Origin of the sequence: Zhihengliuella alba, assembly GCF_039538765.1 — a bacterium.
Taxonomy (GTDB): domain Bacteria; phylum Actinomycetota; class Actinomycetes; order Actinomycetales; family Micrococcaceae; genus Zhihengliuella; species Zhihengliuella alba.
This window is the reverse complement of sequence record NZ_BAABCJ010000005.1, coordinates 118,288-137,807: the sequence shown is the minus strand read 5'-3', so window position 1 is coordinate 137,807 and position 19,520 is coordinate 118,288. Positions and strand designations below refer to the sequence as shown.

Here is a 19,520-nt window from a genome sequence, read left to right as displayed (position 1 = left end):
TCCGGTCCGTACTCTACGTCACCCATCCGACTCGGGCTGCTCGGCCCACCAGGCCCGCAGCTCCGCCTCCGCCCGCTCGCGCTCCAGCGGCCCGTGGTCCAGGCGCAGCTCGAGCATGTGCCGGTACGCCCGGCCCACCAGCGGGCCGGGCCGGATGCCGAGCAGCGCCATGATCGCCTCGCCGTCCAGATCCGGGCGGACCGCGGCGAGCTCCTCCTCCTCGGCGAGCTCGGCGATGCGCCGCTCCAGGTCGTCGTAGGCGTGCGCCAGCCGCTCCGCCTTGCGCCGGTTGCGCGTGGTGACGTCGGACCGGGTCAGCCGGTGCAGGCGCTCCAGCAGGTCTCCCGCGTCGTTCACGTACCGGCGCACGGCGGAGTCCGTCCACCCGGCCTCGCCGTACCCGTAGAACCGCATGTGCAACTCCACCAGGCGCGCGACCGCCTTGATCGTGTCGTTGTCGAAGCGCAGGGCGCGCATCCGCTTCTTGACCAGCTTCGACCCCACCACGTCGTGGTGGCGGAAGGTGACCGCCCCGTTGGACTCGAACCGGCGCGTCGCCGGCTTGCCGACGTCGTGCATCAGCGCCGCGAACCGCAGCACGAAGTCCGGGGCCGGCACGGCCCCGTCGGGACCGGTCTCCAGGCCGGCGGCCTGTTCGAGGACCTGCAGCGAGTGCTGGTAGACGTCCTTGTGGCGGTGGTGCTCGTCCGTCTCCAGCTTCAGCGCGGAGACCTCCGGCAGGACCTTCTCCGCCAGCCCGGTGTCCACCAGCAGGTCCACCCCGGCGCGCGGCGCGTCCCCGCAGATCAGCTTGACCAGCTCGTCGCGCACCCGCTCCGCGGAGATGATGGCGATCCGCTCGGCCATGCCCACCATGGCCGAGCGCACGTCGTCGTGCACGTCCATGCCCAGCTGGGAGGCGAAGCGCGCGGCGCGCATCATGCGCAGCGGGTCGTCGGAGAAGGAGGACGACGGCGCGCCCGGCGTGCGGATCACGCCCGCCTCGAGGTCGGTGTACCCGCCGAACGGGTCGACGAGCTCCAGCTGCGGCAGGCGCAGCGCCATCGCGTTCATCGCGAAGTCGCGGCGGTAGAGATCGTCCTCCAGGCTGGATCCGAACGCGACCACGGGCTTGCGGGACTCGGGATCGTAGGCCTCGGCCCGGTACGTGGTGACCTCGAGGGTCGCCCCGCCCACGCGGAAGGCGATGGTCCCGAACTCGCGTCCGATCTCCCAGACCGCGTCCGCCCAGCCGGAGACGAGTTCGAGGGTCTGCTCCGGCGTCGCGTCCGTGGTGAAGTCCAGGTCCGGCGACACGCGCCCCAGGAAGAGGTCGCGGACGGGGCCGCCGACGAGGGACAGCTCGTGCCCTGCCGCCGTGAAGCGTGCTGCGAGGTCGAAGACGACGCCGGGCAGGGCGCGCTGGAGGGCGGCGGGTGCGGGGAGCTGCTGCATAGTTCCTTAATGGTGTCAGATTTCCCGGTGTCCGGGGGCCGAACGGGGGGTGACTCGCGTCCGACGTGGGCAAGAACGCACCGGGGTGGAAATCCTCGCTAGAGTGGATCGCATGGCCCATCCTGTACCCCGCGCACCCAAGCGCACGCCGTTGACTGCGTCAATGGCGCACGCGCAAGCGCAGCAGCAGGGCCAGCAGACGCTTCCGACCGTGGAGGAGGTCTCCTCGGGCGGTGTGATCGTGGACGTCGAGAAGGCGGAGCTCCCCGTGGCGATCATCGCCCGGTACAACCGGGGCGGGCGCCTCGAGTGGTGCCTGCCGAAGGGCCATCCGGAGGGCGCCGAGTCCAACGAGGAAGCCGCGGTCCGCGAGGTCGAGGAGGAGACCGGCATCCGCGGGGACGTCCTGGCCCCGCTCGGCAGCATCGACTACTGGTTCACGGTCTCGACCTACCGCGTGCACAAGACCGTCCACCACTTCCTGCTGCGCGCCACCGGCGGGGAGCTGACCGTGGAGAACGATCCCGACCACGAGGCGGTCGACGTCGCCTGGGTGCCGATGCGCGACCTGGGCCGCCGGCTGTCCTTCCCCAATGAGCGGCGCATCGCCGAGCTCGCCCGTGAGGTCCTTCCGCGGCATGTCGACTGAGGGCTCCACCCGGCCGGTCCCCGCGCAGGACGGCACGCCCGGGCTCGAGGAGTCCGTGCACGACGACGGCGGCCCGGGCGGCGATCCGGTGGAGGCCGACGCACGGCAGAACTCCCGCGCCTACGCGCTGATGGCCAGCGGGACCACGGTGTCCCGCGTGCTCGGCTTCGTCCGCACGGCCCTCCTTGCCGTGGCCATCGGCTCTGTCACGCCGATCGCGGACATCTTCGAGAAGGCGAACGTCATCCCGACGATCATCTTCATGCTGGTCGCCGGCGGCGTCTTCAACGTGGTGCTCGTCCCCCAGCTGATCAAGGCCTCCAATAACGAGGACCGGGGCTCCGAGTACACCTCCAAGCTCATCACCCTCACCGTCGTCTTCATGGCGGCGGCGGCCGCCCTGCTCACGCTCCTCGCCGGTCCGATCATCGGACTCCTGACGGTCGGCTGGACACCGCCGATGCTGGCCCTCGCCACCGCGTTCGCGTACTGGTCCCTGCCGCAGATCTTCTTCTACGGGGTCTACTCGGTGGTCGGCCAGGTGCTCAACGCCCACGGCCGCTTCGGCTGGTTCATGTGGGCGCCGGTGGTCAACAACGTCGTCCAGATCGGGGTCATCGGCACGTACATCGGCCTCTTCGGAGCCTTCCGCGCCGGCGACGACCAGCTCGCCGCGTGGACGCCGGCGCAGACCGCCCTGCTCGCGGGCGGGTCCACCTTCGGCATCGCCCTGCAGGCCATCGTCCTGTTCTGGCCGCTGCGGACCTCGGGCCTGCGCATCCGCCCGAACTTCCGCTGGCGCGGCATGGGCCTGACGCACGTCGGCAAGATCGCCGCGTGGACGCTCGCGTCGATGATGGTCGGCAACCTCGCCTCCCTCCTCTACTCGCGCATCGCCTCGGAGGCCACGGCCGCCCGCGAGCAGCTCGAGTCCGGCGCGGGCGCGGTCGCCGGCGAGTACGCCCTCAACACGTCGCAGCTGATCACGGTGCTGCCGCACTCGATCTTCGCGCTCTCGCTCGCCACGGTCCTCTTCAACCAGCTCACGCGGGCGTTCCACGACCACCGCGCCGGGGACATCCCCGCGCTCGTCTCCCGTGGCCTGCGCACGACGGCGGTGCCGATCGTCTTCGCGTCCGTCGCCATCGTGGTCCTCGCCGGTCCCCTGGGCCGCCTGTTCGGCGGCACGTCGGAGAACGGCGCCGCGGCGGGCGCGGCCATCGGCCAGCTGCTGGTCCTGACGGCGCTCGGACTGCCGTTCAAGAGCATCCACTTCTTCCTGATCCGGGTGTTCTACGCCCAGGAGGACACCAAGACGCCCATGCTCATCCAGACGGCGATCGCCGTCGTCGGACTGATCGCCGCGTTCACCATGTCCGCCGTCGTCCCTCCCACCGAGATCGTCGTGGGCATCGCCCTGCTGTACGGGGCCACCAACGTGCTCAGTGCGGTCATCGCGCACGTGCTGGTGGTGCGCCGCCACGGCGACTACGAGGTCGGCCGGGTCGCCGACGCGTACATCCGCATCGGCTGGATGGCGGTCCTCTCCGGCGTCGCCGGCGCGATCGTCCTCGCTCTGCTGGGCGGCTACAACCGCGGTTTCGCGTTCTCCGGCCTCCTCCCGGCACTCGTCTCCCTGGCCCTCGCCGGCACCGTCATGGCGGTGGTGTACCTGCTGCTGCTCCGGGCCGCCCGGGTGGAGGAGCTCGGCGAGTTCCTGGGCCCGCTCTCGCGGCGGATCCCGGACCTGTCCCGGCGCCGCCGCGGCTGAGCGGCCCCGCCCGCACGCTTCCCCGGGGCTCCCACGCGCCCTCGGGGCTGGCCGGTAGCATGGTCACAGCATTCGACAGGGGTCCTCTGTACCCGGAAGACAATCTTGGGAGTCAATAGTGTCGCAGCCCATCGACGTCGGCACCGTTCTCGGCGGCCGGTACAAGGTGACCAGTAGCGTCCTGACGTCAGCCGAGGGCGACGTCGTCCTCCAGGGCATCGACCAGGTCCTCAACCGCACGGTGAGCATCGCCGTCGCCGCGGCGGAGAACGCCGAGCAGATGACCACCAGCGCGCGCGAGATCGCCACGGGCGAGCGCTACAGCAGCGTGCAGGTCCTGGACCTCGGCGTCTCCGACGGGGCGACCTATCTGATCACCAACCTGGCCGAGCCGACGGACCTGCTGGACCTGATGGTCGCGACCGAGGGCCCCTACGTGGAGCCCTTCTACACGGACACGCTCGGCTCGGAGATCTTCGGCGAGAGCCGCTCCCGGGAACCGCAGACGTACGAGGACGACCCGGAGTACTACGCCGAGCTCCAGGACAACGACCGTCCAAGTCCGCTGGGCGAGCGGCTGCCGGAGATCAACCTCTCCGACCGGATCGCGGGCCTCCGCTCCCGCCTGACCAAGGCACGCGGCGCCGCGGCCGCCGGGATGGCCGGGGCAGCAGCGGCGAGCGGCGCGGCGGCACGTCGACGGAGCGGGCGGCCGGAGGGCGACGAGGAGCCGGGCACCGCCGAGCAGGATGCCCAGCAGCAGGCTCAGCGGCAGGAAGACGCTGCCGCGGATCCCCGGAGCGGCGAGCACGGTCAGGCCGACCAGGGAGCCCCGAACAGCGCAGCGCTGTACGGCTCCGACCCGTACGCCACCGGCCAGTACGGCGGAGACGACGCGGCGTCCCCCTACGGCGCGGACGAGTTCGACACCGGCGAGTTCGATGCGGGCGAGCAGCCGACCCAGGCCCAGTCCGTCGGCGCCGTACCCGTGGAGGAGCCGGAGCGCACCGAGGACCAGGACGTCCGCACCACGGAGCACGCGACCGCCGAACCGACCCCCACGGCCGCCGGGCCCGCCGTCTCGGACAAGGTCACGGTCTACGAGGACGACGACCAGGACGAGGCCGACCCGCGCTTCGGGGCAGCCGCGGCCGGGGCCGGAGCGGCGGCCGCCGGGGCCGCAGCGAGCAGCCCGCAGCCTCCCGCTCCAACGAGTTCGCAGCCGCGCGTCGGATCCCCCTCGGACGACTCTCCGCAGTCGACCCCCGCTGGCCACGGCGCCGCGGCCAGCCGCCACGCGGCGGCGGGCGTCGGCGCGGGTGCGGCCGCGGGGGCTGGAGCCGAGCGCGCCCCGTCCCGCTTCCCCGTGGCCGCCAGGAACTTCCAGGACGACGACACGGCCGCGGCGGCGGCCGCCGGCGGGGCTGGCGCGGGCGCCGGTTACGCGGACGACGAAGAGGACGAGTCGGAGGGCGGCCCGCGGTGGACCCGCCTCATCGTCGGGGCCCTGCTCGGCCTCGTGCTGATCGCCGCCGTCATCTTCGCGTTCAACACGCTCGGCGGCGACGAGGAGCCGACGGCGGGTGGCGAGAGCACCAGCGCCGAGGAGTCCCCGTCGGCCAGCGAGTCCGGTTCCACCGCCCCGTCGCCGTCGCCCACGGAACAGGCCGTCGAGCCGGTCGCGACCGGCGTCGAACGCGTCGTCCCGGGCGCGCAGGAACTCAACGCCCAGACCGACGACACGCTGCCGAACCTCATCGACGGCAACGAGGCCAGCCTCTACCGCTCGCTGTCCTTCACCCAGCCGGACTTCGGCGGCTTCGCCTCGAACATGATCCTCGTGGTCGAGCTCGAGGAGGCCTCGAAGATCAGCCAGATCGAGCTCTCCGGCCTGAACGGATCCGGGGGGACCTACGAGATCGCCGTCGGCGAGTCGGACGACTTCGGCTCGGCGCAGAGCATCACGCAGGGCTCCTTCACCGGCCCGAGCGTCACCGTCCCGGTCGGCAGCGAGGGCGAGGCCGTGGAAGGGCAGTACGTGTTCTTCAACGTCACCGAGCTCCCGCGGCTGGCGAACCCCTACAACGAGTCCCGCCCCTACGGGCTCCAGCTGGCCGAGTTCAAGGTCAGCTGACCCCGGCCGGGCCGCGGGCACCGTTGCGTTACTCGGCGGCGGTGCCCGCGTAGAGGGAATAGGCGCGGACGGCTTAGGGTTGAAGTAGGCAGAAACGGCCCTGCCCGCCGCGCTCAGCGCCGCAGACCGGGCCTCCCATCCCCTCGGCGCGCTCGTGTCGAGACTCGTACCAGGAAGGTTCACTCCGAGTGGCCACTGAAGCAGCAGAGTCGATCCGCAACGTCATCATCGTCGGTTCCGGTCCGGCCGGTTACACGGCGGCGATCTACACCGCGCGCGCCAACCTGGAGCCGCTGGTCATCGCCGGCTCCGTGACCGCCGGCGGCGACCTCATGAACACCACCGATGTCGAGAACTTCCCGGGCTTCCCCGAGGGCGTCATGGGACCGGACCTCATGGAGAACATGCGCCAGCAGGCGGACAGGTTCGGTGCGGAGATCCAGTACGAGGACGTCGCCAGCGTCGAGCTCGCCGGCCCCATCAAGACAGTCACGCTGGCCAGTGGGAAGGTCTACAAGGCCCGTGCCGTCATCATGTCCACGGGCTCGGCCTACCGTGAGCTGGGACTGCCCGGCGAGAAGGAGCTCTCGGGCCACGGCATCTCCTGGTGCGCCACCTGCGACGGCTTCTTCTTCCGCGACCAGGAGATCGCCGTCGTCGGCGGCGGCGACTCCGCCATGGAGGAGGCCCTGTTCCTGACGAAGTTCGCCTCCAAGGTCACCGTCATCCACCGCCGCGACGCACTGCGGGCGTCGAAGACCATGGCCGACCGTGCGCTGCACCACCCCAAGATCGACTTCATCTGGAACAGCGCAGTGGAGGGCTTCGAGGGCGAGGGCAAACTCACGGGCGTGAAGGTGCGCAATCTCGTGGACGGTACCAGCACGGATCTCCCGGTGACCGGCCTCTTCGTGGCCATCGGTTCTGATCCCCGCGTCGATCTGGTCAAGGGGCAGCTGGACCTGACGGAGGACGGCAACATCGCCGTGCAGGGCCGCACTTCCAAGACCAGCGTTCCCGGCGTCTTCGCGGCGGGCGACGTCATCGACTCCACATACCGTCAGGCGATCACGGCCGCGGGTTCGGGATGCGCCGCCGCGGTCGACGTCGAGCACTACCTCGGCAACCTCGGCGTCTCGCACGACCTGGGCGCCGAGGACGAGGCCGACGCGTCCGCGCCCGCCTCCCTCTGATTCCTCCCAAGCCCATACCGAAAGGGGTACACAATGAGCACTGCCAAGGACGTCACCGAGGCCACGTTCCAGGCCGACGTGCTGGAGAACAGCAAGCCCGTCATCGTCGACTTCTGGGCTGAGTGGTGCGGTCCCTGCCGCATGCTCTCCCCGATCCTCGATCAGATCGCCGAGGAGCACGCCGAGAAGATCGACGTGGTCAAGGTGAATGTGGACGAGAACCCGGGCATCGCCGCGAAGTACGGCATCACGTCCATCCCCGCGGTCTTCGTCTTCAAGGGTGGCGAGCACGTCGCGAGCTCGATCGGCGCCAAGCCGAAGCAGGTCATCGAGCAGGATTTCGCCGACTACCTCTGATCGGCACCCCGCAGAAAAGGCCAGTGGGCGGCATTCCCGACGAGGGAATGCCGCCCACTGGCCTTTAAGCCGCGTACAAAGCCCCTGGAAGAATAGGGGCCGTTTTGAAGCCGGTTAAAGTTTCAGACCTGTTTCGGTGCCGACATGCCGGCCGACTCGGATGGAGGAAGGGACCCGACGCTCGAGCCGGCCCCTTCTACTGGTCCGCCTCGGGGGCGATCAAGCCCATGATCCGATTGAGGTCGTCGACGCTGGCGAATTCGATGGCGACCTTGCCCTTCTTGGCCCCCAGCGTGATCTTCACGTTCGTGTCGAGTCGGTCGGACAGCGAGGTCGCCAGGTAGTCCAGGCGCTCGTGCCGGGCATTGGTCCTCGGCTTGGATGACTTCCGCTTCTCCTCGACGCCATCGCTCATGGCCACGATCTCTTCGGTCGCCCGGACCGAGAGGCCCTCCGCAACGATGCGCTGGGCCAGACGTTCCACCTCGGCAGGATCGGTCAGCGCCAGCAGCGCGCGGGCGTGACCCTGACTGAGTACGCCGGCCGCCACGCGCCGCTGAACCAGCGGCGGCAGTTTCATGAGACGGATCGTATTGGAGATCTGCGGGCGGGACCGTCCGATCCGCGCGGACAGCTCCTCTTGAGTACAGCCGAACTCCTCGAGCAGCTGCTGGTAGGCCGCTGCCTCCTCCAGCGGATTGAGCTGCGAGCGATGGAGGTTCTCCAGGAGAGCATCGCGCAGCAGGTCTTCATTCGTCGTCTGCCGGACAATGGCGGGGATCGTCTCGAGTCCGGCCTCCTGGGTGGCACGCCAGCGGCGCTCTCCCATGACCAGCTCGTATCGCTCCGGGCCCTCCTCGGCGGAAGGCCGCACGACGATCGGCTGCAGAAGCCCGATCTCCTTGATGGAGTGGACGAGCTCGGCCATGTCCTCCTCGTCGAAGACCTGGCGGGGCTGCTTGCGATTCGGGTGGATGCTGACAACAGGGATCTCGGCGAACGAGGCACCTGGGACGGGCACCAGCGTTTCACGTGAAACGGTCTCCTCGGAGGCCCCAGAGTCGTCGGCCCCCACCGCCTCTACCTCGGCCGGTGCAGCAGCGCCGGCTGCCTCGGGGGCCGACGCGGCCGACCGTGCGCGTGCCTGTCCGATGACATCCGGCATGGCCGGTCGCTTACCGTTCGAGCGAGCCGACGTCTTCTTGGGGGACGCGGCGTCACTCGGGGCCTCCTCGGCGGCAGGGCCCGGTGTGAAGAACATGTCCACGGGACGAGCCTTCCGAGGGCCGCTCTGCGTACCCGCGCCCGAGCCGGCACGCAGTGGTGCCTCCCCCGCCTCTGCAGCCTTCTGAGGGGCCTTAGTGGGCTTCTGAGCCGGCTTCGTCGCGGTCGCCTTCGGGGCCGGTGACTTCTTGGGGGCCGTCCGCTCCCCTGCCGTGGCCACGGAAGCGGTCGTCGGAGAGTCTTGAGTCGGCGCGGCCGTGTCATCACTGTCCTGCGCATTCGATGGCGAACTCGAAATCAGGGCGCCCAAGCCGCGCCCCAGGCCTCGTCGCTTCTCAGTCATCTAGTACCCTCTCAGAATCTCCAGTGCAGACGGTCGAGCCGACCGCGACCTCTGATCAGTTTACTGGCATCCACCCACGCCAGCCCTGCAGGCGGCACGATCGGCGCCCCGTGGCCCAGAGACGCTCCGCTCTGGCCCTCGTGGGGTGCCACAGAGGTCCCAGCCGTCCGCGTTTCACGTGAAACGCCCGCCCCTCGGGTGTGTCGGCTGACGGAACCCACACGTCGCCCGGCGGCTTCGGCGTCGGTCGCCGCAGCAAAGGACCCTATCGAATACGACGATCCTTCCGCTCGGTTCTCCTCGTGGCTCATCCGGGCGAAGTCGCGTCCTCCCGCTGCGCTCGCTCATGCAGCAACACACCACCAGCCAACCGGTCGCGCAGGTACGTTTCACGTGAAACGAGGAACATCAGGTCACCCCGCACATAAGCCGCATCCCGACATTCTCTCTCCCGACCACTGCTGCAACCCGTCCGATCCCCGCCTTCATACGCGGCTGCCGGGCGTGCGGCTGCGCGTGCGGCTCTGCCCCGCCACGAGCCCACCCCTCCCCCTCTTGAGCCCACCCTCCCCGCCGTCCAGTGCCGTCGCTCGTGAATCCCCGTTTCACGTGAAACCGAGTCGATGTCCGTCCGTCAGAGTCAGGTGCCTCCCTGGGTTGGCCACCGAACCCGGCGGCTCCAATGCCCACGGTCCGGGCAGGCGTCACAGACTGCTGCAGCGTCGCCGCATTCGCGTGGCCGGGAATGCGGCACAGAGAAACCACACCAAGCGAGACACCCCAAAGTCAGCAGCTCAGGCGCACACACCGCAGGGCCGTCAATGGCCCGCCATCCAGCTGCCGAGACCCCTGTGCGCGCGGAGCCACACCCTGGGCCGGTCTCCTGGCCGACCGGAGGCTGCGACGGGCAGCACCGAGTGCCCCGGTGCCACGGCGCTCCGTCGGAAGGACGTCCGATTCCCCTCCGGCGGAGAACGAGATCTCGACGGAACGGCGATACGACCCGATCAATATCGTCAGGACACTGCGAATGAGGGTTTCACGTGAAACGCCCTCTCAACGGCGGATAGAAGCGAGACCACGGCCACCATGACGGGCCGCCGATCCGTTGGCACAGCCGAGGCCCCTCGAGCAAGGGACAATCCTCTGCCGGCCCCCTCCGGGCCGCGGGCGCTCTACCTCGCGGATAGGGTGTGGACAATCCCTCCATCCCATCGCCGCGCTCCCCCGCTCACGTGCTCGACACCTCGCCAGGATTTACCCCGATCAACTGCACGGAGACCGTCGACTATCTGGTCACCGCCGCCGAGGCCGCCGAGCCCGCAACGAGGTCGTCGTTTCACGTGAAACAGGTGCCAGGCGGTCCGCCGCACTCCCACTTTCAGCGATGGCGCGCTGTTTCGAGCTGAACGTCCATCTGTGAGAGCACTCCCGGCCGTGCCTCGGCCACGTCTCGGCTGGCATCATCCATGTCCCATCCTTGCTTCATACGTGCCGGTCAATGGACTAGGGGTCATCCGGGCGCGGGCCCGCGCGGGCCGGAGCAAGCAGCGCGATCTCCCTGCACGACAGCTCATTGTCCACGCCTGGCCACGTTTCACGTGAAACGCCACGGACCCGCGCACCTCCAGTCCTGCCGTTCGGTGCGTGAGTCCTCATCGGCCGCAACCTCCATCCCCTGGGTAGTCCGCTGGCCCATGACGACCGGGTGAGGCGCTCGCGATCGTAGCCTCCGTAGGGCGAGCACCGATCGCAGTCCCGGACCGCCGACACGCTGGAAGATCCCGTCCGCGATTTGATCGAAGGTCCGAAAGGCCGGCGTTTTGGCGCCGGCACGGTGCGTCCATGCAGGCTCGAGAGGGTACGTTCTTCGAATCGCGCCCGAGTCATTCCCAGCCCCAGCTCCGGGGGACCCCGCAGCATCGCCACTGTGCACCAAGGACTGGCTCCACCAGCGAGCCGCGCCACTCCTGCCATCCGATGCACAGACCTCTGGGGCGCTTCACCGTGCGGTCTTCCGCCCTTCGCCGCACCAACCCGGGCGGCGGCTGCACGGCCACCAGAGGAAGTGTGGTCTCCAGCGTCCACGAGGGACAAGACGAAGCAGCAACGCTCCGGCGAGCATCCACCGTGACCAACCGCCCTACGGCGTCTCCCGACGACTTCGGAGGCGCCGTACCCCGTCGTCGAGGCCACAAAGCCAAGCCCGATCCACGTCCGACCCGCAGGAAGACGCGATCACCGGCGGGCGCTGGTAGGTCCTACACCCCACTCAGCCCCCAGCGTGGAGCGAACTACTGGCCGTTTCACGTGAAACGCCCGCCCGCGGGCAGGCTTGCCCCCCTAGGGGGCAGCCGGACAGGCGTTTCCGGTACTCCATCACCCGCGCCGGTGTCGGTCGATGATTCGTGCTCCGGCGAAACTGAAAAAGGGTACGGATCCGGACCGAGGTGGCTAAGCCCCCGACTACATCCACAGACAGGGGGTCGTTTCACGTGAAACGCGTCTGCGGGACCGGCGGCGGCGGTCGGCATGCAGCGGCTTCATGCCGACCCACGACAAAGAGGAAGCCCGTCAGATGCTCCATCTCACGGGCTTCCTCTGGATCCACGGACGGCTAGCTGGAGACGCCCCGGTCGGCGATCTCGGCTGCCGCCTCCATGTAGGACAGGGCGCCGGTGGAGCTCTTGTCATAGGTGATGACGGTCTGCTGATAGCTCGGAGCCTCGGAGATGCGCACACTGCGCGGAATCACGGCTTCGAGAACCTCGTTGGGGAAGTGCTCTCGAACCTCCTGTGCAACCTGTGCCGCAAGATTCGTTCGCCCGTCGTACATGGTGAGCAGGATGGTGGAGACCACCAGTTCGCTGTTGAGATGCTTCTGGATCATTTCGATGTTCTTCAGCAGCTGACTCAGCCCCTCGAGCGCGTAGTACTCGCACTGGATGGGGATGAGAACCTCACGTGCCGCGACGAAAGCGTTGACCGTCAGCAGTCCGAGGCTGGGCGGGCAGTCCACGAACACGTAGTCCAACCGGGGCATGCCGTGCTTCTCGCGGTACTTGGCGTACTCGTCCAGTGCGCGCCGGAGGCGCTGTTCACGGGCGACCAGGGAGACGAGCTCGATCTCCGCGCCGGCCAGATGAATCGTCGCGGGGGCAACGCAGAGGGTGTCGAAGTCGGGGCACGGTGCGATCACGTCCTCGAGCGGGACATCGTTGATGAGGACGTCGTAGATGCTCTCCACCTCGGCATGGTGCTCGATGCCCAGGGCCGTCGAGGCATTGCCCTGCGGGTCGATATCAACCACTAGAACGTTCAAACCGGCTTGTGCCAGGGCGGCGGCGACGTTCACCGTGGTCGTCGTCTTGCCCACGCCGCCCTTCTGGTTGCTGATGGTGAAGAAACGAGTCTCATCTGGCGTAGGCAACGCACGACCCTTGAGACGCTCGCGCCGCTTGCTCTCGTTGAGCAGCTGGCTGGCTAGCGGGGTGCTGTCATCCATGGTGTCCATCTTGTTCCGAACTCGAGACTCTTCCAGAAGGGGTTCACTTCCGTGTGCGGCGTACGCGGACGCGCCTACAGACTATCGGTTCACGCCGCTCCGACCGGGACACGGACGACCGTGGTGGGCTCCTCCAGAATGGTGGACCCGGCCGTCAGGACCTCGGCGTTCCGGCCACCCAGCTTGCGCAGCACCTTGGTGGCCTTCTCGATCTCCTCGGCTGCGCTCCGCCCCTTGAGGGCGAGCAGCTGCCCACGTCCACCGAGCAACGGCATGGTGATGCCGGCGAGCTTGGACAGGGCCGACACCGCACGCGCGGTGACCACATCCACGTCGACGTCGTCGAAGAACTGCTCGGAGCGACCCCGGAGTACCCGAACCCGGGTCAGGCCGAGGTCCTCGATGATCTCGTTCAGCCAGATGCAACGCCGCTCCAGCGGCTCGATCAGGGTGATGTCCAGGTCCGGGCGGGCCAGCGCGAACGTCAGTCCGGGCAGGCCGGCACCGCTGCCGACGTCCGCGACCGTGGCGTCCTGCGGAATCAGCTCGGTCACCACCGCGCAGTTCAGCACGTGCCGTCCCCACAGGCGTGGTACCTCGCGCGGCCCGAGCAGGCCCCGCTCGATCCCCGACGTCGCGAGGTGCTCCACGTACCTCTCCGCCAGTTCCAGCCGGTCGCCGAAAACGGTCTCTGCCGCGACGCGCTCCGCGTCCGTCGGCGTGCATTGCTCAGCCACTCGTGTTCCCTTCAGGCCGGTCTCTGCGGCGGAGCCCGGAGCTCCCCCGCTGGATGCAGGCATACGCCCTGGTGCCGCGTCGCGCGGTCTCCGCCGCAGGGCGCTAGGCGTCGACGGAGACGACGACGTGCCGCCGGGCGCCCTCGCCGTCGGACGCGCTCTGCAGACCCAGTTCGGCCACGACGTCGTGCACGATCTTCCGCTCGTAGGCGGACATGGGCTCGAGCGCGACGTTCTCCCCGCTCTCCTTGACCTGGGCGACGGCGTCCTCGGCCAACCGGGTCAGCTCCGAGGTACGGCCGCGGCGGTAGCCGAGGATGTCCAGCACGAGCCGCGACCTGTTCCCGGTGCTCGTGAGCACGGCCAGGCGCACGAGCTCCTGGAGGGCCTCCAGCCCGTCGCCCTTGCGGCCGATGAGCTCGCGGAGGGCGGCGTCGTCGCCCTCCTCCTGGACGATCGAGATGTAGGTGCGGCCGCTGCGGACCTCGATGTCGATGTCGCCGTCGATGTCGGCGATGTCGAGCAGCTCCTCGAGGTAGTCGGCGGCGACGTCGCCCTCCTCCTCGAGCCTCGAGGCGGCCGACGCCTCGTCCGCAACGACTTCCTGGGCCTCGGTCATGGCTACTTCTTCCTACGGTTCTTGCGCTGCGGCTGGACGCGCTGGCCCTTGGCCTCGACGGCGACGGCACGGGCCTCCGCGGCCTCGGCCTCCTCCTTGCGCTTCTGCCCGATGGGCGGGAGGCCCTTGGCGGCGCGGCGCTCGTTGAGCTCGCGCTCGGCCTGGGAGCCGGGCGTCGGGTTGCGACGGATGATGTAGTACTGCTGGGCCAGCGTCCACACGTTGGTGGCGGTCCAGTAGATGAGGACACCGATGGGGAAGTTGATGCCGCCGATGCCGAAGACGAGCGGCAGGATGTAGAGCATCATCTTCTGCTGCTGCATGAAGGGGCCCTCGAGGGCCTCCTTGGTCATGTTCTTCGTCATGATCTGGCGCTGCGTGATGAACTGCGACGCCACCATGGCGATGATCATGAGCACCGACAGGACGATGACCTGGACCTGGGGCTCCCCGGAGTTGAAGGTGCCCAGGAACGTGTCGGAGAGGCCCGCGCCGAAGATCTCGGACACGGCGAAGTTGTGCGTCTGCTCCGGGGTTAGCGCGCCGATGCCCTCACCGGCGTCGGAGGCGAGGTGAGCGTTGTTCAGCACCGTGAACAACGCGAAGAAGAACGGCATCTGGATCAGCAGCGGCAGACAGGACGAGAGCGGGTTCGTCTTGTGCTTCTTGAAAAGCTCGCGCTGCTCGGCGATCATCGCCTGCTGCGAGAGCTGGTCCTTCTTGCCCTTGTACTTGGCCTGCAGCTTGCGCAGCTCCGGCTGGAGGGCCTGCATGGCGCGCTGGGCCTTGATCTGCTTCACGAAGACGGGGATCAGCGCGGAGCGGATGACGATCACCAGGAGCACGATCGAGAGCGCCCAGTTCCAGCCCGACTGCGGGTCGAGGCCCAGGAAGCCCAGGCCCTCGTGGCAGACACGCAGGACCCAGGAAACGGCCATACGGAACGGCCACAGGATCGTGTCGAAGAATCCCATTACTCTCAAGCTCCTCGTGCCGCGCTCGCGGCGTCATCTTCATCGTCGGCGGGAATCGGTGGATGATTCAACACCATGATCTTGGGGGTGCGGCCCTCCGGCCAAATCCGGCGGCCGGCGGGCACGTGGTCGATTCCGCCGTGGCTGAACGGGTTGCACCGGATGATGCGCCGCCCCGCCAGGTAGGTTCCCCGCGCCGCCCCGTGGACGGTCACCGCCTCGAGCGCATAGGCCGAGCAGCTGGGGAAGTACTTGCACACGTCGCCGTAGACCGGGGAGATCACGGCGCGGTAGGTCTTGAGCAGGCCGATCAGCGTCAGCCGCGGCACGTCCAGCAGGACCGCCAGCGGTCCCCGGCCGGATTCGGGTACGACGACGCCCGGCGTCGTCCGCTCCTCACTCACCGGCAGCTCGCTCGACGGCGGGCGCCTCGCGGTGCTCGGCACCGGGGGCTCTCCTGACGGCCGACTTCGCACCCGAGCGCATGGCCGAGCGGACGCCGTCGCGCAGCTCCGTCCACGGGGCGTCGGTCGCGGGCGGCAGGGCCCGGACCACGACGTCGTACCCGTCCGGGTACTCGCGCAGGAGTTCGGCCGCGATCGCGCGCAGCCTCCGCTTCACGAGGTTGCGCGCGACGGCGTTCCCCACCGCCTTCGAGACGATGAAGCCGAATCGAGTGGCACCATCGTGGAGGGCCGCATATAGCACGACGTTCCGGCGCCCAGAGCGGGCACCGGAACGTACGGTGGTGGAGAAATCCGTCGCGGTGCGCACACGATGAACCTTCGGCAACATGGCTGTCGACCTGTCCGGTTCTATCGGTGTACGAGCACGGACTGCTCGGATTTAGGCGGCGAGGTCGCTGCGGCCCTTGCCACGGCGGGCAGCCAGGATGGCGCGGCCGGCGCGGGTGCGCATACGAAGACGGAAGCCGTGCTTCTTGGCACGACGGCGGTTATTCGGCTGAAAAGTCCGCTTGCTCACAGTAGTAACTCCAAGACGATCATTTGATGCGCCTTAACCCGTTGCTACAGGGGGAAGAACAGGCTGACGCTCGTATTCGGTGCCGCTTCTCTGGTTCTCTGCCGCACTGTGGCGGCGGATGGCCGGGGTTCCCCCGGTCCTCCCCGCCGTGAGCGTGGGCATGAGAATCCACCAAAAGCGGACACACAGGACTAAACAACGATAGGGGACGTTCGGCGGACCCGTCAAATGGAGTCGGGGCGGGCGGCACTCCACAGCGTGTGAATCCGCAGTCCACAGGTGTGGACGCCGGCAAGTTATCCACAGCTGGTCCACACCGGGTGTGGATTCTGTGGAAAGGCTGGCAGCTCGCGGAATCACAGGCGTGTAAGTCGTCATCGGCGTCCGGTCCGACGATGAGCCAGCGACCTCAAGAGTTATCCACGGCTGTGAATAAGACTGTGGATATCGACTACAGTGGGGGCTCCGGCCCGAGCACGACCTGCGCCGGACGGGTGGCGCCCCGCCACCCTGCCAGCACGCACTTCTCGAAGGGAATCCAGGCACGTGACTTCGGACGCCTCCAATGATCTCGGCTCGCAGTGGCGTCAGGTCGTCTACCTCATGGAGCAGAACGACCGGGTCAGCCCGCGCCAGCGCGCGTTCGTGACCTTCGCGCAGCCGCAGGGTCTGATCGACACCACGCTCCTGGTGGCGGTCCCGGACGACCTCACGCGCGACGTGCTGCAGACCCAGCTCTCGGAGCCGCTCTCGAGCGCGCTCCGCCAGGTCTTCGAGGCCGACATCCGCTGCGCGTTCAGCGTCGACTCGTCGCTGCGGGAGCAGCGCGATCCCGAGCCGGAGCCGGTACGCGCGCCGGAGGCACCGGAGGCGAACCGCGGCATCGCCAACGCAGCGGATCAGAACCGGGTCCTGCAGAACGTCGCCGAGTACCGCGCCGAGGGCTCGCGGCCCCGCACGGGTCCGACTCCGGTGCCGACGCCGCCGTCGAACTCCCAGGAGATGGGCCGGCTGAATCCCAAGTACATCTTCGACACGTTCGTGATCGGCGCCTCCAACCGGTTCGCCCACGCGGCGGCCGCGGCGGTGGCCGAGGGGCCGGCCAAGGCGTACAACCCGCTGTTCATCTACGGCGACTCGGGGCTGGGCAAGACGCACCTGCTGCATGCGATCGGCCACTACGCCCGGCACCTGTTCAACGGGATCCGCGTGCGGTACGTGAACTCGGAGGAGTTCACCAATGACTTCATCAACTCCATCCGCGACGACGAGGGAACGAGCTTCAAGCAGACGTACCGCAACGTCGACATCCTGCTGATCGACGACATCCAGTTCCTGGCGAACAAGGATGCGACGCAGGAGGAGTTCTTCCACACGTTCAACGCGCTGTACAACGACACCAAGCAGGTGGTCATCACCTCCGACCTGCCGCCGAAGCAGCTCGCCGGGTTCGAGGACCGCATGCGCTCCCGGTTCGAGTGGGGCCTGATCACCGACATCCAGCCGCCGGAGCTGGAGACCCGCATCGCGATCCTCCGGAAGAAGGCGGAGGCGGAGGGGCTGCTCGCTCCCGACGACGTGATGGAGTACATCGCGTCGAAGATCTCCACCAACATCCGCGAGCTCGAAGGCGCCCTGATCCGCGTGACGGCGTTCGCCTCCCTCAACAACCAGGCGGTCGACATGGCCCTGGCGGAGACAGTCCTCAAGGACCTCATCACGGATGAGGACGCGCAGGAGATCACGCCGCAGGCGATCATCGCGCAGACGGCGGAGTACTTCAGCCTCACCATCGAGGAGCTCAACAGCAAGTCCCGCACACGGACCCTGGTGACGGCGCGGCAGATCGCCATGTACCTGCTCCGCGAGCTGACGGACATGTCACTGCCCAAGATCGGCGCCGTCCTCGGCGGCCGCGATCACACCACGGTGATCCATGCCGACCGCAAGATCCGCGAGCTGATGGCCGAGCGCCGTTCCGTGTTCAACCAGGTCACCGAGCTGACGAACCGGATCAAGCAGCAGCAGCGCCGCGGCTGAGACAGCGAAAACCACAGCTGTGGACAACTCTGTGGACAGTTAAGTGGACCGGGGCCCGAGTCTGCGGATAACCACAGGGTCTCCTGTGGAGGCCGGAAATCACGCGGATCCCCGTCCACCGGTCGTCCCTGCGAAGGGGTCCCCGAGCCCACAGCTTGTGAACAGCCTTAAAGCCCGGGACGCCGCAGTGGAGGGCAGTTATCCACAGTTTCCACACCGGTTATTAACACTCCTATCCCTTGAATGAAGACTCCCAGATAACAAGTCCCCGATCCCGAACACCGGACCTCCGACGACGAGCGAAGGCCTCAGGGAGGCGACCCGGGGAGTCGTATCTTTCGCTTCGCGCTTCGGGCTAAGCTTGCACGCGTAGTTCGATGTCGGTGGCTGTGAAAGGCGGAGCGTTCAGTGAAGTTCAGTGTTGAGAGAGACGTCCTGGCAGAGGCTGTCTCCTGGACTGCTCGCTCCCTGTCCCAGCGCCCTCCGTCGCCAGTGCTCGCCGGAATCCTCATGACGGCGGAAAACGGAACGGTCACCCTCGCCGGGTTCGACTACGAGGTCTCCGCCCGCATCGAGATCGCCGCCGACGTGGAGGAGGAGGGAACCACCCTCGTCTCCGGCAAGCTCCTCGCCGAGATCACCCGCAGCCTCCCCCAGGCCCGGGCCACGCTCGAGACCGAGGGGTCGAAGGTCAACGTCTCCTGCGGGCGCAGCCGGTTCCACGTCCCGACCATGCCGGTCTCCGAGTACCCGGACCTCCCGGCACTCCCGGAGGTCTCCGGAGTCGTCGACGGCGAGGCCTTCGCCTCGGCCATCAGCCAGGTGGTCGTCGCCGCCTCGAAGGACGACACGCTGCCCGTCCTCACCGGTGTGAAGATGGAGATCGAGGACGACCTGATCACCTTCCTCGCCACCGATCGCTACCGCCTGGCGATGCGCGAGGTCAGCTGGCGTCCGCTCACGCCCGGCGTCTCGACCTCGGCGCTGGTCAAGGCCAAGACCCTCAACGAGGTGGCGCGGACCCTCGCCAGCGGCGGAGAGCTGAAGATCGCCCTGGCCGCCAACGGAGACCTCATCGGGTTCGAGAGCGGCAGCCGACGCACCACCTCGCTCCTGGTCGACGGCGACTACCCGAAGATCCGCTCGCTGTTCCCCGAGAACACGCCGATCCATGCCACCGTGAGCACCTCCGCCCTCGTCGAGGTCGTCCGCCGTGTCTCGGTGGTCGCCGAGCGGAACACCCCCGTCCGGCTCGCCTTCACCCAGGGGCAGGTGTCCCTGGACGCCGGCACGGGCGAGGACGCCAAGGCGGAGGAGACCATCGAGGCCCATCTGGACGGCGAGGACATCACTGTCGCCTTCAACCCCGCCTACCTCAGCGAGGGCCTGAACGCGTTCAACAGCGAATTCGTCCGGTTCTCCTTCACCTCCGCCCCCAAACCGGCGATGATCACGGCGCAGGACTCGCTCGAGGGCGAGGACTCGGACGCCTACCGGTACCTCGTCATGCCGGTGCGTCTGCCGAACGATTGACC

At 68.3% G+C, this 19,520-nt stretch carries 16 protein-coding genes; 7 read left to right on the top strand and 9 right to left on the bottom strand.

Features of this window, described 5'->3' with window-relative positions; all coding sequences use genetic code 11:
- Positions 1-18: 18 nt before the first annotated feature.
- Complete coding sequence (locus ABD784_RS10215) at positions 19-1,455, bottom strand: CCA tRNA nucleotidyltransferase (protein ID WP_344883891.1); 1,437 nt, start codon at positions 1,453-1,455, stop codon at positions 19-21.
- A 163-nt stretch (positions 1,456-1,618) separates the two neighbouring features.
- Here ABD784_RS10215 and ABD784_RS10210 point away from each other — a divergent pair, with 163 nt between their 5' ends.
- The 5 genes from ABD784_RS10210 (at position 1,619) to trxA (ending at position 7,559) form a co-directional block, all read left to right on the top strand.
- The gene (locus tag ABD784_RS10210) at positions 1,619-2,104 is read left to right on the top strand and encodes an NUDIX hydrolase (RefSeq protein ID WP_344883889.1); all 486 of its coding nucleotides are present in this window, start codon (positions 1,619-1,621) and stop codon (positions 2,102-2,104) included.
- Entirely contained in the window at positions 2,094-3,875 is a 1,782-nt protein-coding gene (gene murJ, locus ABD784_RS10205) for a murein biosynthesis integral membrane protein MurJ (protein WP_344883886.1), read from the top strand. Before ABD784_RS10210 ends, murJ begins: the two co-directional genes overlap by 11 nt.
- 118 nt (positions 3,876-3,993) lie before the next feature.
- Positions 3,994-6,009 carry a hypothetical protein gene (locus ABD784_RS10200; protein WP_344883883.1) on the top strand — a complete coding sequence of 672 codons (2,016 nt, stop codon included), beginning with the start codon at positions 3,994-3,996 and terminating at the stop codon, positions 6,007-6,009.
- A gap of 188 nt (positions 6,010-6,197) precedes the next feature.
- Positions 6,198-7,202: a thioredoxin-disulfide reductase gene (gene trxB, locus ABD784_RS10195; protein WP_344883880.1), complete on the top strand. Its 1,005-nt coding sequence runs from the start codon at positions 6,198-6,200 to the stop codon at positions 7,200-7,202.
- 33 nt (positions 7,203-7,235) lie between these two features.
- Positions 7,236-7,559, top strand: coding sequence for a thioredoxin (trxA, locus tag ABD784_RS10190; RefSeq protein ID WP_344883877.1), 324 nt, complete (start codon positions 7,236-7,238; stop codon positions 7,557-7,559).
- A 196-nt stretch (positions 7,560-7,755) separates the two neighbouring features.
- On the opposite strand, the gene ABD784_RS10185 is transcribed toward trxA, so the two are convergent.
- The 8 genes from ABD784_RS10185 to rpmH all read right to left on the bottom strand — a co-directional run bounded on the left by ABD784_RS10185 (position 7,756) and on the right by rpmH (position 15,945).
- The gene (locus ABD784_RS10185) at positions 7,756-9,126 is read right to left on the bottom strand and encodes a ParB/RepB/Spo0J family partition protein (protein WP_344883874.1); all 1,371 of its coding nucleotides are present in this window, start codon (positions 9,124-9,126) and stop codon (positions 7,756-7,758) included.
- Positions 9,127-11,743: 2,617 nt separating this feature from the next.
- Positions 11,744-12,640, bottom strand: a complete 897-nt coding sequence (locus ABD784_RS10180) for a ParA family protein (RefSeq protein ID WP_344883871.1) — start codon at positions 12,638-12,640, stop codon at positions 11,744-11,746.
- A gap of 80 nt (positions 12,641-12,720) precedes the next feature.
- On the bottom strand, positions 12,721-13,368 hold the full coding sequence (rsmG, locus tag ABD784_RS10175) for a 16S rRNA (guanine(527)-N(7))-methyltransferase RsmG (protein ID WP_344883867.1): 648 nt from the start codon (positions 13,366-13,368) through the stop codon (positions 12,721-12,723).
- Between the two features lie 103 nt (positions 13,369-13,471).
- A complete protein-coding gene (locus ABD784_RS10170; RefSeq protein ID WP_344883865.1) occupies positions 13,472-13,987 on the bottom strand; it encodes a Jag family protein in 516 nt (171 codons plus the stop codon).
- A gap of 2 nt (positions 13,988-13,989) precedes the next feature.
- Entirely contained in the window at positions 13,990-14,961 is a 972-nt protein-coding gene (gene yidC / locus ABD784_RS10165) for a membrane protein insertase YidC (RefSeq protein WP_344883862.1), read from the bottom strand.
- 5 nt (positions 14,962-14,966) lie between these two features.
- A complete protein-coding gene (gene yidD, locus ABD784_RS10160; protein WP_425582960.1) occupies positions 14,967-15,365 on the bottom strand; it encodes a membrane protein insertion efficiency factor YidD in 399 nt (132 codons plus the stop codon).
- Positions 15,358-15,756: a ribonuclease P protein component gene (rnpA, locus tag ABD784_RS10155; RefSeq protein ID WP_344883859.1), complete on the bottom strand. Its 399-nt coding sequence runs from the start codon at positions 15,754-15,756 to the stop codon at positions 15,358-15,360. The genes yidD and rnpA overlap by 8 nt, the downstream gene beginning before the upstream one ends.
- 51 nt (positions 15,757-15,807) lie before the next feature.
- On the bottom strand, positions 15,808-15,945 hold the full coding sequence (gene rpmH / locus ABD784_RS10150; RefSeq protein WP_309081787.1) for a 50S ribosomal protein L34: 138 nt from the start codon (positions 15,943-15,945) through the stop codon (positions 15,808-15,810).
- A 603-nt stretch (positions 15,946-16,548) separates the two neighbouring features.
- On the opposite strand from rpmH, the gene dnaA reads away from it, so the two are divergent.
- Both dnaA and dnaN read left to right on the top strand, forming a co-directional pair.
- Positions 16,549-17,985, top strand: a complete 1,437-nt coding sequence (dnaA, locus tag ABD784_RS10145; RefSeq protein ID WP_344884620.1) for a chromosomal replication initiator protein DnaA — start codon at positions 16,549-16,551, stop codon at positions 17,983-17,985.
- A 408-nt stretch (positions 17,986-18,393) separates the two neighbouring features.
- A complete protein-coding gene (dnaN, locus tag ABD784_RS10140; RefSeq protein WP_344883856.1) occupies positions 18,394-19,518 on the top strand; it encodes a DNA polymerase III subunit beta in 1,125 nt (374 codons plus the stop codon).
- Positions 19,519-19,520: the final 2 nt, after the last annotated feature.